Here is a 15515-nt window from a genome sequence, read left to right as displayed (position 1 = left end):
AATACCTCATCGACTCGACAATTGTCCTTTATGTCTTGGGGGTTGACCGGGCGTCACGGAGATGGTTAAAAAGCCCGCTGCAATGCCTGTGACCTCGTGGTTCATGCCCCCATGCGATCACTCGGCATTGCGCCAAGCTGGCCGGAAACCTCCGCGCCGGCTCGTTCGGCGTGCCCTTTTCGCGTGCCGCGATGCGGGTGCGTCGATGCCGAAAGGTATTGAGGTGAAAGTTCCGTACAGGAGATATCTCTCCTGTCTTGTCGTTTCGGCGGTAGCGGGCACGCTATTGCCGCAGGTCGCCTACGCGGCTCCGCAATCACCGGCGAACAACGACGACGGCAAGGGCGTCTTCGACACGATCGCGGGCTGGTTCTCGGACGACGGCGAGGGGCTGAGCAAGCCCCCGGCCGGCGGGAACCTGGAGATACCCAGCCGGGAGAAGCTGCCGAAGGGTGAGAAGCTCCCGAAGGCGAAGCGGGTCAAGGAGCTGACCGACCGGCGCACGTCGCAGGCGCGCTTCTGGCAGTTGTCGGACGGCCGGATCGAGGCCGAGCTGACGGCTGTGCCGACGGCGTACAGGTCCGGGAAGTCCTGGAAGCCGGTCGAGACGACGGTGCGCGCCACCGAGGACAAGGGCTTCGACTTCGCCAACACCGCGAACACCGGTAAGAGCTGGTTCGGCTCGGATGCCGGCAGGTTCGTGCGCTTCGAGGCGGAGACCGGTGGTGCGGTCACGTTCGGCCTGTCCGGTGCCGGCGTGCTCAGGCCGGAGGCGAAGGGCGACCGGGTCGTCTACAAGGACGCCGTTGCCGGCGCGGACCTGTCGTACCGGGTGGGGAACGGTCAGGTGAAGGAGGACATCGTCCTGGCCGAACGCCCGGCTGGTCCGGTGTCGTTCACCTTCACTCTGGACACCGAGGGAGGCCTGACGCCGCAGACCCGCAAGGACGGCTCGATCGCCTTCTTCGGTGAGGCTCCCGGTACTCCGGTCATGGTGATTCCGGCTCCGTACATGACGGATGCCACGAAGGATCCGCAGTCGGTCACCGGCGGTACGTACAGCACCAAGGTCACCCAGAAGCTGACCCGGGACACCGATGGCAAGGGCTGGAAGCTGACCGTCACGCCGGATGCCAAGTGGCTGGCGGCGAAGGAACGCCAGTACCCGGTGGTCATCGACCCGACGATCACGATCACGCCGATCGCCTCGACCTCCGAGGACACGATGGTCCTCTCGGACCAGCCCGGGGTGAACTTCAACAACACCTGGAAGCTGTCGGTCGGCAAGACCGACACCGGCATTGCCCGCTCCCTGGTCAAGTTCCCGCTGGACGAGATCCCGGCCGGGGTGAAGGTCGACGCGGCCCGGCTGAGCCTGTATTACGACCAGTCGCATACCACCAATGCCAACGCGGTCGCCCTCGAAGCGCACCGGGCCACCGGGGCGTGGAGCGAGGCGGGCACGACGCCCGCGACCTGGTCCAACACCAGTGCGCTGGTCGGCGAACTGTCCGGCACCACCGTGCAGCTGGACGACGGCGACGCCGGTACGGCGGCGGTCGGCGAGTGGCCGCGCGGCACGACGAACGGTGGCGCCGCGACCAACGACGACTACGCCTACAACAAGAACGCGCTCACGGGCGAGTCGTACACCTGGCAGCCCAGGGTCCCGGAGACAGACACGTACCGGGTGGACGTGCACTACCCGGCCGCGGCGGACGCGGCCACGGCCGCCCCGTACACCGTCACCTACAACGGCGGCACCAAGAACTACACGGTCAACCAGACCGGCACCGGTGGCGTCTGGAAGACCCTGGACGCGGCGGAGCTGAGCTTCGCCAAGGGCAACGCCGGCAAGGTCGTCCTCGGTGACACGGGCTCGTCCACGACTCGTACGGTGGCCGACTCGGTGCGGCTGGTGAACCCGGCCGAGATCACCAAGGCCGCCTGGGACTACAACAAGTGGCACGACTTCCCGGTCGCCGACACGGTCCAGAAGTGGGTCTCCGGCACGGCGGCCAACTACGGCTTCGTGCTCAAGGCCAAGGACGAGTCGGGCACCGCGCCGACCGGCGGCCCGCGCTACGAGGCGGCCGACGGCAACACCTACGGTGACGAGACGTCCACCTACCCGCGTCTGACGGTGACCTACGGGGCCGTCGGCACGTCGCTCAACTCGCCGACCGTGGTCCACTCCACCGGCCCGGAGCTCTCGTGGCCGGCATACGCCAACGGCAGCGGTGACAGCGGCCTGGACATCGTGGAGTACCAGCTGCACCGCTCCACGCAGCAGGTCTTCACCCCGTCGGCCGCGACGCTGATCGCGCCGATCGCCTCGACGGCGACGGCGTACACGGACACCACGGCGGTGCCGACCCCGGACTCCAGCTCCAGCGAGATCGGGAAGTCGTACTACTACCAGCTCGCGGTCAAGACCAAGAACGGGCAGCTGCTCGGGTCGCCGACCCGCATCGTGGGCATCCCCAAGGCCGGCCGGACGATGAAGATCATCCAGGCGGGCCAGGTCGACACCACGCTCTCCTCGCAGCAGCCGACCGTCAACCACGACGGTCTGGTCTCCGGCAAGGCGCAGACCTGGCTGAGCGTCGGCAACAACTCCGGCACGTACGGCAAGACCCGCGCGGTCCTGAAGTTCCCCACCACATCCATCCCCACCACCGCCACGGTGCTGGAGAACAAGATGTACATGTGGGGCGCGGAGACCACCAGCACCACCAGCGGCGCGATCTACGAACTCCACTCCCTGACCCGGGACTTCACCGAGACCCAGGCCACGTGGAACAACGCCAACTCCACGACCCCGTGGACCACCGCGGGCGGCGACTTCTCCGCCACCGTCTCCGACACGGTCCCGCAGATCACCGACGAGGTTGGCCGCCACTGGTGGGATGCCACCGGGCTCATGCAGTCCTGGGTGCGCACCCCCGCCAACAACAAGGGCGTCCTGGTCAAGCTGAAGGACGAGACCACCACCGGCCCGCAGGAACGCACCCTGTTCCTGTCGTCCGAGGCCTCGGACCCGCAGCTGCGCCCGTACATGCAGGTCATCTACGTCGACGCGACGACCGAGGACACGTACTACGCGCCGACAACTCCGGCCCGTATGACGCCGAACTCGCAGTACACGGTCGAGTTCACGGTCACCAACACCACGTCCACGGCGTGGGCTGCCGGCGAGCGGGTGCTTTCGTACACCTGGAAGCTCCCCGACGGTACGGACGTAACGACGGGCGGCAACCAGCTGTCCACCGCGATCCCGGCCCTCCTGCCGGGCAAGTCGGCCACCATCCAGGCGCAGGTCAAGACCCCCATCAACTCCGATGAGGGCAACAAGCGCCTGGACTACGTGCTCGGCTGGGACATCAAGAAGGTCGCCGACGGCACCTGGCTGTCCGCCGGCACCGGTGCCATCCCGGCGCTCAAGCAGAACGTCACGGTCGAGGACCCGACCTCCAACACCCTCGGCCTGGAGAAGTTCTACTCGTACGCGGGCAAGAACACCGGCGCCGGCTCGACAGTCATGAACAACCTTGCGTCGGGCAACAGCGTCTGGTCGTACAACGCGTTCACCAACCCTGGCCGGGGCCTGACCACGTTCGCCCGGTTCGCGTACAACTCGCTCGACACCTCCGACACGGTGCTGGGCCATGGCTGGTCGGGACAGGCGGCAGGTCCGACCCGACTGGGCGCGCCGCTGGAGTTCCACCCGAAGCCGAACCCGACGGAGATCCGGCTCCCGGACGGTGACGGCACCACGCACGTCTTCCGCTGGGACGCCACCAACAGCGTCTGGAAGGCACCGGCCGGTGTCCACTACAAGCTGACGATGAAGGCGGGCCTGGACTGCCAGCCCACCAAGGACCCGATCCCTGACGCCTGGACGCTCACGCGCCCCGACGGCACGCGGTTCCTGTTCGGCTGCGACGGCTACATGACGTCTGCCGTTGACAAGAACGGCAACACGCAGACGTACACGTACGAGGAGCGGAAGTCCAACAACAAGCCGACCAAGTTCCTCACCTACATCACCGACCCGGCCGACCGCCGGAGCCTCACGGTCGAGTACTACAAGAAGGGTGACGCCACTTACGAGTACATCAACGACTCGGGCGTCAAGGTCAGCGGCACCAATCTGACCAACTCCAAGATCTACGACCACGTGAAGTCCATGACGGACATCTCCGGCCGCAAGATCGCCTTCTACTACACGGACAAGGGCCTGCTGGGCCAGATCACCGACGGTGTCGGCTCCAGCCAGCCCAAGGACTTCAAGTTCACCTACGACGCCACGCAGGGGAACAAGAACGTCAAGCTGGTCAAGGCGACCGACCCGCGCGGCAACGCCACGCAGCTCGCGTATTACGCCCCGCAGATCGGCGACGACCCGAAGTACCACTGGTGGATCAAGACGATCACCGACCGACTGAACGGCACCACGAACTACGCCTACGCGGTCAACGCCGGCAACAGCGGGTTCACCGACACGAAGGTCACCGACGCGGAGAATCACGCGACCGACTACGTGATGGACGACTTCGGCCGCCCGGTGCAGACCACGAACGCCAAGTCTCAGACGAGCAAGATGAGCTGGGACGCGGACAACAACGTCACGTACATGGAGGAGGCCAACGGGGCGAAGGCCGCGTACTGCTACGACCAGAAGACCGGTTACCCCCTCTGGCAGCGTGACGCCGAGAACAACAAGGCCGGCGTGCCGCCGTCCTCCGACTGTGTTCCAGGCACCTACCCCGCCAACGCAGCGAAGTACGAGTACCAGACCCGTCTGGACGGCTACTCCGCCGACCTGTTCAAGAAGACGTCCCCCGAGGGCCGTACCTGGCAGTTCGGGTACGACACCTTCGGCAACCTGAAAACGGTCACGGACCCGAAGGGCGTTGCGACCACATCCATTCCGGACGACTACACCACGAAGTATGACTACGACGCGTACGGCGAGCTGACTAAGGCGACCGACGCCAACGGCAACCCGACCACCAACAGCGGATTCGGTCCGACTGGATACCCGGACACCATCACCGACGCCCTGGGCAAGGCGACGACATTCGTCTACGACGAACGCGGTCAAGTCACTGAGGCCACCGACGCGTTGGGGAAGAAGACCACGCAGACGTACGACACGTTCGGCCGTCCGCTGGTCAACACCGTGCCCAAGGATCAGGACGCGGGCGTGCTGATCACGACGCCTGCACCGGTGTACGACGCCAACGACAACGTCACCACGTCCACCGCCCCCAACGGCGCGGTCTCGACCGCGGTATATGACGCGGCGGACCAGATCAGTGAGGCAACCGCTCCGAGGGACACCCCCACAGGACCGGAGCGCAAGTCCTCCTACACCTACGACAAGGCCGGCCACCTCAGGACGACCACCGAGCCGAAGGGCACCGCGACCACCGCGGACCTGAACGATTACCTCACCACTAACTACTACGACGAGATCTACCAGCTCACGTCGGCCGTCAACGCTGCTGGCGACAAGGTCTCATACGAGTACGACAACGTCGGCAACATCACCACGGTCGTCGATCCGAAGAAGAACGCGACCGCCGACACCACCGACTACACGTCTAAGACCGCCTATGACCTCAACCACCGGGTCACTACGGTCACCGACGCCGCAGGCAAGACCACCAGCCGGTCCTACGACAAGGACTCCCTGGTCGTCTCCTCCACGGACGCCGAGAACAACACCACCGAGGTCACCTACGACGAGCGGGGCAAGCAGACCCAGGTCAAGGTCCCGTACACGGGCACCAGCCCCGGCATCACGTACCGGACCACGAAGTACGAGTACGACCAGGTCGGCAACACCACCAAGGTGATCAGCCCGCGTGGTGTGGACACGGCAGCCGCGGACGACTTCACCGCCCGCACCGAGTACGACGCAATGAACCGTCCGGTCAAGCAGTTCCAGCCTTACGACCCGGCGGACACGCGCTACAGCAACCCGAATGTCTACACCCAGACGGTCTACGACGAGGTGGGCCGGGTCTCCAAGACCTCCCTGCCGCCGTCGGAGGGCCAGACGGTCCGCAACGACACCACCTACAGCTACTTCGACAACGGTTGGGCGAAGTCGTCCACCGACCCGTGGGACATCCTCACCACGTACGACTACGACGAGCTCGGCAAGCAGACGGCCCGGACCCTGACGTCGGCGGGCGGCTCCTCGAACCGCACCATGAGCTGGTCGTACTTCCCGGACGGGAAGCTGAAGTCCAAGTCGGACGACGGTGTTCCGGTCGGCAGCGCGGTTGTGCTGGCCGACAACTCCGACACCCAGAACACCTCTGCCACGGGCACCTGGGCCAAGGGCAGCTTGACCGGGCAGCAGGGCTACGACCACCAGGTCCACGTCGCCGGCGCGGGCACGGACGCCTTCACCTGGACCCTGAACATTCCCAAGGACGGCACCTACACCGCCTACGTCAAGTACCCCCAGGTCACCGGGGCCGCCACGACCGCGAAGTACACGGTCACGCACTCCACCGGCACCACCGACGTCACCAAGGACCAGAACTCGGGCGCTGGCACCTGGGTCAGCCTTGGCTCGTTCACCTTCACTCAGGGCAACACGGCCAAGCTCCAGCTGTTCCAGAACAGCGCTGGCGTGGTCGTCGCCGACGGAGTCAAGCTCGTCCGAGACAATACGGGTGATACCGACAACGAGAAGAAGACCTTCACCTACGCCTACGACGTCAACGGCAACCTGACCTCGATCGACGACACCTCCTCCGGTGCCAAGACCGACGCCTACACGATCGCCTACACAGGACTGAACCAGGTCCAGAAGGTGACCGAGGCGCTCGCCGGCCAGGAGAAAAAGTCCACCTCCTACACGTACGACGCCAATGGCCAGCCCGAGACGGTCACCCACCCCGACCAGTACTCGAAGTACACGTATGACCTGCGCGGACTGGTCAAGACACTCTCCGTCGGCAAGACGGCGACCGACGCCAACCCGAAGGTCTCCAGCTACACGTACACCGACCGCAGTCTGAAGCTGCAGGAGACCAAGGCCAACGGCAACACGGTCGACTACACGTACTACCTCAACGCAGCTCTCAAGACCCAGACTGAGAAGAAGCCCAACGGCACCCTGGTCTCCTCACATTCCTACGCCTATGACGCCAACGGCAACAAGACGCAGGACGTGGCGAAGAAGATGAACGCCGACAACCACGCGGCGTACCTCGACTCCACCACCGACTACACGTACGACCCGGTCAACCGGCTGGCCAAGTCGGTCAAGACCGGCAACGGCGCGGACACCGAGACGTACGTCCACGACGACAATGCCAACGTCATCAGCCAGACGGTCAAGGGCACGTCCACCACGTACTCCTATGACCGCAACCGGCTGCTGAGCTCGACGACGTCCGGTGTCTCTGCGAGTTACAACTACGACCCCTTCGGGCGTCAGGAGTCTGTCACCAGCGGCGGTCAGGTCATCGAGCGAAGCGTGTACGACGGCTTCGACCACGTCATCGAGAGCAGCAAGCTCGACGGCGGGTCCATGAAGACCACCACGTACACATTCGACCCGCTCGACCGCACCGCCACCAAGACCGCCGACGGCAAGACCACCGACTTCACCTACCTCGGCCTGTCCAACGAGGTTCTGAACGAGGAAGTCGCCGGCGTCCTGACCGCGTCGTACCAGTACAGCCCCTGGGGCGAACGCCTCTCCCAGGTCAAGCACAACACCGACGGAACGACCGAGGACGGCTACTACGGCTACAACAGCCACACCGATGTCGAAACTCTGACCACCAAGGACGGGGACACCAAGGCCACCTACGGCTACACCGCCTACGGCTCGGACGACAAGACCGAGTTCACCGGCATCGACAAGCCCGACTCGGCCGACCCCACCAAGGAGGCGTACAACCCCTACCGCTTCAACGCCAAGCGCTGGGATGCCCAGTCCGGCACCTACGACATGGGCTTCCGCGACTACAACCCGGGCCTGAACCGCTTCACCAGCCGGGACATGTACAACGGCGCCCTCGCCGACATGGGTCTGGGAGCAGACCCGTACACGGGCAACCGCTACGCCTTCACCGGCGGTAACCCCACCAGCAGGGTCGAGCTTGATGGCCACGACTGGTGGGACACCGTTAAGAGCGCTTTCAGGAGCAGCAGTTCTACCGTCACGAAGGTACGCGGAGGCGGTTGGCTGACTGCCATCGAGATCTTCGTGAACGTGCTCGGATTCAACGCGGACAACGAGCCGAAGAAGACAACGTATGACGAGCGCAAGCCGCACTACAACGTTGGATTGTTCGCCGAACCGCAAGGAATCCACGAGTACAGCCGCTACGACTCGTATCCGAACGCAGTGACGAAGTACGGATGCAAGGATAGCGGGAACACGGCGGCCTTCTACATGCCACTCGACAGTAAAGGCCGGGCGCAAGGAGTCATGGCGTGCCTCAATCAGGCGAATATCGATAATTTCGATAAGGAGACCGGAGAAATCGGGGAGGGTGGTCCTGGACTTGTGGGCAGTGACACTGTCTGGCCCACACAGAATCCGCTCTTCATCCCCAAGGGGATGCGTCAAGGGGAAAGCCTGTACGGGCAGGGCCTCCATCGCGGACACCTCCTCCCCAATCGATTCGGCGGCACCGGAAGGGATATTCGAAATCTCGTTCCGCTGTACCCGGCAACGAACCTTTCGAGAATGAAGCGGGTGGAAAATCAAATCGCCAGCCACCTCGAGAAGGGGGAGACGGTGTACTATAGCGCGAAGGCGCACTACCCGGACGGAAATACGTACATTCCGGACAGCTTGACGATTACGTGGTACAGCGCCGATACGGGCGCTGGGGGCACCTTCCCCATAGCAAACACTCCTTAGTGGTGTGGCTGGGCGGGGCGGAGTAGCTTTCCAACTCCGCCCCGCCCGGCTCCTCCTCTGTACATGTCATTCAGTGAGGTTCGGTATGTGGATCGATCGACTGGTGGAAATCACCCATTGGGAGTCCCGTCAAGCGGATATGTCCTGGGGTGAGACCGAGGATCGCCTTGAATTGGCCCTTCCTGAGGATTACAAGCGCCTCGCAGCGACCTTCGGCAAGGGGCTCTTCTCGGATTTCCTTCAGATTCTATCCGTCGCACCTGGAGGGGCCTTTGATCTCTCCACTACCTGGCAGAGTCTTAGCGCCGATGCCCCGACCGAGGGGGAGGACCCGCTGTACGCACCGTACCGGATCTACCAGCCTGGTCAGATTGGGCTCATCCCGTGGGGATTCAGTCAGACCGAAGGCGAGTACTACTGGCTGGCCAATGGTAAAGCGGGGGAGGAATGGCCCATCGTGACGCGAGGGCGAGGCTACCGGGAGTGGCGTCAGGTCGACATGTCCACACCCGAGTTCATCTACCGCGTGGTGGCTGATCCGCAGTTCGAGCCCTTCTCAATCGCCGACCTGGTACCGGAGCCCTTCTTCGCGCCTGCTCCAGAGAGCACCTTCTGAGCTTGATGTCAGTTCGTCGGGGCCGTCGTGTGCTCGCTCCGGATGTGGGCGATGAAGAGACGGCTCCTCTGGCCTGTGGCGGGCCTAGCCATCCTCACCGCAATGGCCGGCTGCGGAACGCAGCAAACCCGGGGCCCATCGGCCGGGCCGGTGAAGTCATCCGCACCCGCCACGGGCGCATCGAAGGCCTCAGGGGGCAGCGCGGCCGGCCGTCCATTGCGAAGGCCGCCCGGGAGCTCCAGTCCCCTGGACAAGCTGCGTAGGGCCGGGGTCACGGCGGGCGGGGGACGCATCGTGCTGGCCGGCTTCGAGGAGACTCTCGTCCTGGACGCGCGCGCACCTACCGGATGACGTCCTACAGGCGCTCCTTCGGGTTCGTAGTTCCGCATCAGGGGCGGCAGATCCGATACGAGCAGGAGCTCCAGGCTGACACGCGACCCTTCACCGGTCGGATCGAGGTCCCCGACGCCGCCCGTCAGCTCACCTCATCGGGATGTGGTGGTGATCACATCGCGGACCCGTGATGGTCCGGTGCCCGGTTCCGCTGGGTTCTTGGGAGGACGTGGAGAACCCGCGGTCCTCCTATGGGGCCAGGGGGACCGGGGGGGCACCGGTCCATACACGAGGGGTGGGACCGATGGACCGAGCCAACCGCGTACTGCGGGCCGCCGACATGAGTAGGTATGCCGCTGCGTTCGCATCTCGCGCGATCATGGAGGCACGGCTTCCTCTGGACTTCTCCGCAGGCAGCCTGCGGATTGTCGACCGCGTGGTGGATGGTTTGCGGCGGGGGGTCGATGACCCGGTCGCTGCTGCCAGGACCCTCCAGGATCTGGGTGCGTACTTCGGTGAAGTTCTGGTCCGGCGAGCGCGCGCTCGCTGGGTCGACTTCGACGACACGGCGTCCGAACTGTTCCGGCAGCCGGTCGGCGTCCGCACGCCCGACGGGCGGGCGTGGAACCCGCTCGGCAAGGTGGTCAACCGTTTCGAGCTTGGCTCCGGCGAGTCCGCTTACGAGCTGTTCCTGGTGGTCCCGCGTCGTCCGAAGCGCCTGCCGCTGTCGGGGATGGCCGACGGCCGGCGACAGGCAGCCGCGTAGGGTGATGCGCTGGACAGCGTGACGCGGGAAGACCAGGGGAAGATCATTGAGGGCGGACGACGCCACTCTGCAGCATGCGGTGGAGCGTGCGCAGGACGGTGACGACGAGGCGTTCGCCTATGTGTACAGGATCGTGCAGCCTGGGCTTCTGGGATATCTGCGAGGGCTCGTCGGCGAGTCAGCCGAGGACGTGGCCTCCGACGCGTGGCTGGAGATAGCCCGAGACCTGGCTCGGTTCCGCGGAGACGGTGCGGGGTTTCGCGGCTGGACCGCGACCATCGCACGCCACCGCGCGCTGGACCATCTCCGGCGTTTGCGTTCCCGACCGCGTACGGCCCCGTTCGAACAGGAAATCCTCGACCTGCCCTCGCCTCGGGAGACGGCGGGCGAGGCTCTGGAGGCGATATCCACCGCCAAGGCCTTGGCCCTGGTCGCCGGGCTCCCCCGGGACCAGGCTGAGGCGGTGCTGCTGCGGGTGGTCGTCGGGCTGGACGGGCCTGCGGCCGCGCGGGTGCTGGGCAAGAGGGTCGGAGCGGTACGCTCCGCCGCGCACCGCGGACTGAAGCGGCTCGCGAAGGAAATGCTGGGATGAATGATGAAGGCGGCATGCGCGAACACGACGATGTCGAGGCGGCACTAGCCGCTGCCCTGCGTCCCAGGGGCGTGGACGATGCCTCGGCTCATGCGGCGGTCGCCGCGTTCCGCGCTGCCCGCGACAAGGGCCTGCACGCGTCTCGGCGCACCCGACGCCGCGACGACTGGCGTCCCGCACCGGAACGGGCCATGGGACGCTCGCTGAAGACAGCACTCGCAGCCCTGGCTGCGAGCTTGACCCTCGGCGGCGTCGCATTCGCCGCAGTTGTGTCGCACGACCCCTTCGATGAGACCGAGGCCCGCGAGCCCGAACCCCGCCGCAGCAGTTCTGCTCCGCTGCCAGAACCTGAGGTCTCGTCGTTCGAGTTCCCGGGCTCAAGCCCACCTTCTCCTCACGAAGTCCCGACGACACGGGGCATTCCCCACGGCCCGACTCACCCGCCCCAGTCGAGTGAGCCCCTCTGCCGCAGGTACGAGAAGTCCCTGGACAAGGGCAAAGCCATGGACGCCGAAGCATGGGAGCGTCTGGTCGCTGCGGCTCACGGCAAGGATGTCGCAACCTACTGCGACTCCGTCCTGACGTCCGCAGCCACCGACTCGCCGTCGGCCTCCGGCAACGGGCACCCCACTCCCCAAAACCCCTTCGATACCCACTCAAGGTCTGAGGAGGGCGATCCGGCCCATCACCGCCCTGCGACTGCTGGGGGATCCAACGGCTAGGACTCGTCCGGCTGATCCTGTGACTGCTCTGCGGTGTGTCGTTGTTGTGGACATGGGGCGGGGTGATCTGACGGATGCCGAGTGGGAACCAGCTGAGGCCGTTCCTGCCGGTCAGCAACAGACGCTGTGGCAGGTGGCGGGATCACCGGCAGGTGAATTTCGGAATTCTCCACGGGGAAATGTGGCGGACGGTCATCTGGCTTCGACGAAGAGCGGTATAAGAAGCGAAACACCGTTGAACTGGCGATCAACCTGCTCAAGTACGCCAGAGCGGTAGCCACCCGCTACGACAAGCGCGGGTACGTCTTCCTCGGGATCGCGGCCGCCGCAGCCCTCGTCATCTGGCTCCGCACATGATCGACCAAAGAAGTGCTGGTGGCATCTCTGGCCGTGTGGCCCTGATCAGTCTCCGGTAAAGCCCCAAAAGCACAGTTCCGCCGGGCGGCCCTCGCCTCCGTAAACGATCGTGCAGCAGCCGGAGCCGCGATCGAACGGTGGGAACCAACCGTCTCCAGCCCGCTTCAGGGCCTGCTCGACGACCTCCCGCCCGGGTTGCGCCGTCCCGAACAGTTCAACGACTTCCGCCGCTTCGACCACCCTCACGTCACCAGGTTCCTCCATGTGTTCCTCGCAACGGACCACGCGCTCGACGTCCAGAACGGAGTGCGCCGGCTCCTCGTCCAGCCAACCGCTCGCCATCAGCGATGCCAGCGTCTCGATGCCTTCTTCCCGGTAGTACTCGTCCTCCCGGGCGAAGACCGTCTCGCGAAGATCATTCAATGCATCCTGCTCACTGCGTTGGAAAGGCGTGAAGTACGACCATCTGCTCGCTCCCATGTCGCGAACCCTACCGATGGCCTGAGACGGCAGCCCCTGACGCGTTACCTCAGCGTGATCGCGCGGACAGGTCCGGACGTGTATCGAAGGTGGATCTTGGACTGTGAACGATCTCAGTTCATAGGGCGGGGAGATCTCACGGACGAGCAGTGGGCGGTGCTGGAGCCGTTGTTGCCGAAGGGTGCCAGGGCAAGTCGGCCGCCGTCGGCGTGTTTACCGAGCCTCGTGATCACGGACTGGGCTGCTCGCGCGGCGGGTTCACCACCAACCTGCATCTCGCCGTCGAGCAGGGGCAGAAGCCCATGTCGATCGTGGTGACCGCCGGGCAGCCCGGGGACTCGCCGCGTTCGAACCAGTGCTGGAAGGTCCGCGTGCCTCGCATCGGGCCGGGTCGACCACGCGTCCGCCCTGATCGCGTGCGGGCAGACAAGGCGTACGCCTCCCGCAAGAACCGCGCCTACCTCCGCCGGCGCGGGATCCGCTGCGCCATCCCCGACAAGGCCGACCAGGGGCATAGCGCAGGAAGTGAGGCTCTCACGGTGGCCGGCCACCGCGATTCCCCCCCCGGTCGACTACCGCGAGCGTCATGCGGTCGAGTGCGGGATCAACCGCCTCAAGAGACACCGCGCCGTCGCCACCGGTACGAGAAGCTCGCGGTCCGCTACGGGCCACAGCCACTCATTGATGGCCGCTACGAGGTGACTGCGCTGGTCGCGGCTATCAACGAATGGCTGTGATCAGCACGTGGACACGACTCAAGCCCACACCGCTTTGACCACCGCGTGGCCTGCCGAAGCCGCCTGCCCGTAGAACTCTTGGAGCGCCCTGTGATGTTCGAGGTGTTCATGCTTGGTCCAGCCGAGTGCACCGAACCTTGCCTCGACGACGTTCCACAGTTCGTCGAAAGAGACAGTCGTAAGGAAACGCGCGGCCCGTGACACCCCAGACGGCTCCAGAAGCATCAGCGGGGGATCAGAGGGATCGGCATCAGCGCTGTGGGGTACCGGGCGGCCGCCGTAGATCGGCAAATTCCAGGGCTCGTCGGCGTCTGTATACAGGGCATCGGCGGCGGCATAGAGGTCGTTGACAGCGTCCCAGCCCTTGTTGATCGAGTGCGCGATGCCCGCTGCGTACTCGGCGTCGTCGTTTTCCCAAGCCTCAGCCATGAACGCAGCGAGCCAGGTGTGGTCATCCCGGATCTCGGACTCAGCCACGGCACGAAAGTGCAGGTAGATGCTCACTACGACAAATCCCTCAGCTCAACGACCCACCTGGCAGGCCGAACGGACAGAACCTACTTGAGGGCACTGACAGCACGGGTCGTCGATATCGACTCGTGGCATCAGGCAGGACTTTCGGCCTGCCTCGTGGCTGGTTACGCAGCCTTGGCCGGGCAACCAACGGTGTCAGTGATCGCGGCTATCGTTCCCGGTCATGGGGTTCTCGGGGTCTTTCATCGTGGCGCGAGCCAGTCGGCCGCTGACGGAGTTGGCGGCTATGCGGGCGTCGGACTGTGTGCCCTTGTGGTCGGCGCGTGATGGCGAGTGGCAGATCCTGCAAGCCTGCCCTATCGCGGATCCGGATCCTTCGATCAACGGCGAGACGCGAGCTTCTGTACTGGTCTGTCATGTTATTGACAGCGACTTCGCGACAGTTCAGGCAGCGAGTCCCGATGGTCTGTCATGGCAATGTGCCTTGTCGCCGGAGATGGCACGGGATTGCGGTCTGCCCGGTGAGTGGATCGGTGATTCGGGGGAATTAGGTGAGCGAGCTGCAGCTTGGGCTCGAGGGGCTGGCCTTCAACCGGACCCGGTGGCGCTTGGGTCTGCCCTGGTGCTGAGTGTGATCCGCTGGCGGAGGATTTGTTCTTCGCGCTCGTTCACGCCTTGGGGTTCCGGTTCCGCGACGGGGCCGCCCTGGAATGGCCGGCGGTGTGATTGGGGGCCTGTTCGCAAGCTGCGTCCTGCCGACTCGCGAGCCGCCGTGCTCAGCCGGGGGTTACAGCGGATCAGCCGGACCGCGAAGGACATCACCAGGCTGATGCAGATCGGCGAGGACCACGTCCGTGATGGTGGTGGACCCAAAGGCGGCGGAGGTCGTCGACCACACCCAGCCCACCGGAACCGGCTACATCGCGGCGCACACGCACAAGTACGGCACCGGAAAGCTCCCCATCGATCTGACCGACGGGCGCACCTTCACCCTTGACCTGGACGAGCTGCCCCGACCCGAACCGGAGACTGCGCTCGCTGACGAGCCCGGCGCTGGTGGTCGGGGTCGGGGTTCTCAGCGGCAGATGCATTACGTAGCGTCACCACCCGCCAAGTACACCTGGCGCTTGTATGGACGGCCTACAGCAGGCCCGCCAAACGATGGCGGGCCGCAGGCCGGCGAAGTCGACCTGAGGTCGGCGGACGCCGCGGAGCGTGGCGACAGCGGTGCAGCGAACGCTGCACGGCCCCCGATCGAGCGGGATCGAGCGGGGACGCAGCCGGATGGAATCGGATGGATATGTCCGACCCTTTGGCATCGTCGCAGGTGAGACGCGTCACTGAAATGGGTTCGAGTCCCACCCGCCCCACAGTAGCAGAAACGTCGTGACCAGCGGAAACGCTGGTTTCACGTTAACGCCGACAAGGTGTGCGCCACGCCGGCGCCACACTGACGCGCCGCACGATCACTCGTATGGCCTCGATCGGGACCGACCCCCGGAAGTCCGGAGGCCCGGTCTACGGGATGCCGCG

Annotated in this window: 7 protein-coding genes and 1 pseudogene; 6 read left to right on the top strand and 2 right to left on the bottom strand. The window is 65.2% G+C overall.

Going from position 1 to position 15515, the window contains the following annotated elements:
* The first annotated feature begins 205 nt into the window (after window positions 1–205).
* The 5 genes and pseudogenes from JAO84_RS10905 to JAO84_RS10885 all read left to right on the top strand — a co-directional run.
* Window positions 206–8905 (top strand): DNRLRE domain-containing protein, encoded by an 8700-nt coding sequence (locus JAO84_RS10905; protein ID WP_370412619.1) that lies wholly within the window; start codon window positions 206–208, stop codon window positions 8903–8905.
* 85 nt (window positions 8906–8990) lie between these two features.
* A complete protein-coding gene (locus JAO84_RS10900; protein WP_370412617.1) occupies window positions 8991–9521 on the top strand; it encodes a hypothetical protein in 531 nt (176 codons plus the stop codon).
* Window positions 9522–10158: 637 nt separating this feature from the next.
* Entirely contained in the window at window positions 10159–10620 is a 462-nt protein-coding gene (locus JAO84_RS10895; protein ID WP_370412615.1) for a hypothetical protein, read from the top strand.
* 46 nt (window positions 10621–10666) lie between these two features.
* The gene (locus tag JAO84_RS10890; protein ID WP_370412613.1) at window positions 10667–11212 is read left to right on the top strand and encodes an RNA polymerase sigma factor; all 546 of its coding nucleotides are present in this window, start codon (window positions 10667–10669) and stop codon (window positions 11210–11212) included.
* An 896-nt stretch (window positions 11213–12108) separates the two neighbouring features.
* Window positions 12109–12291: pseudogene (locus JAO84_RS10885) on the top strand (IS5/IS1182 family transposase); the annotation flags it as partial.
* 45 nt (window positions 12292–12336) lie between these two features.
* Here the strand turns inward: JAO84_RS10885 and JAO84_RS10880 are convergent.
* The gene (locus JAO84_RS10880) at window positions 12337–12771 is read right to left on the bottom strand and encodes a hypothetical protein (RefSeq protein WP_370412611.1); all 435 of its coding nucleotides are present in this window, start codon (window positions 12769–12771) and stop codon (window positions 12337–12339) included.
* Between the two features lie 302 nt (window positions 12772–13073).
* Here JAO84_RS10880 and JAO84_RS10875 point away from each other — a divergent pair, with 302 nt between their 5' ends.
* Window positions 13074–13508 carry a hypothetical protein gene (locus JAO84_RS10875; protein ID WP_370416718.1) on the top strand — a complete coding sequence of 145 codons (435 nt, stop codon included), beginning with the start codon at window positions 13074–13076 and terminating at the stop codon, window positions 13506–13508.
* Between the two features lie 18 nt (window positions 13509–13526).
* Here the strand turns inward: JAO84_RS10875 and JAO84_RS10870 are convergent, their stop codons facing one another.
* Complete coding sequence (locus tag JAO84_RS10870) at window positions 13527–14012, bottom strand: DUF1877 family protein (protein ID WP_370412609.1); 486 nt, start codon at window positions 14010–14012, stop codon at window positions 13527–13529.
* Between the last annotated feature and the right edge of the window lie 1503 nt (window positions 14013–15515).

It is taken from the genome of Streptomyces fradiae, from assembly GCF_041270065.1.
Classification (GTDB): Bacteria; Actinomycetota; Actinomycetes; order Streptomycetales; family Streptomycetaceae; genus Streptomyces.
This window is presented reverse-complemented; position numbering and strand designations above follow the sequence as displayed.

Bases quoted from the DNA above. Each gene is read 5' to 3' on its own strand.
- JAO84_RS10905 (WP_370412619.1), top strand. From the start codon at position 206: ATGCCGAAAGGTATTGAGGTGAAAGTTCCGTACAGGAGATATCTCTCC.
- JAO84_RS10900 (WP_370412617.1), top strand. From the start codon at position 8,991: ATGTGGATCGATCGACTGGTGGAAATCACCCATTGGGAGTCCCGTCAA.
- JAO84_RS10895 (WP_370412615.1), top strand. From the start codon at position 10,159: ATGGACCGAGCCAACCGCGTACTGCGGGCCGCCGACATGAGTAGGTAT.
- JAO84_RS10880 (WP_370412611.1), bottom strand. From the start codon at position 12,771: ATGGGAGCGAGCAGATGGTCGTACTTCACGCCTTTCCAACGCAGTGAG.
- JAO84_RS10875 (WP_370416718.1), top strand. From the start codon at position 13,074: ATGTCGATCGTGGTGACCGCCGGGCAGCCCGGGGACTCGCCGCGTTCG.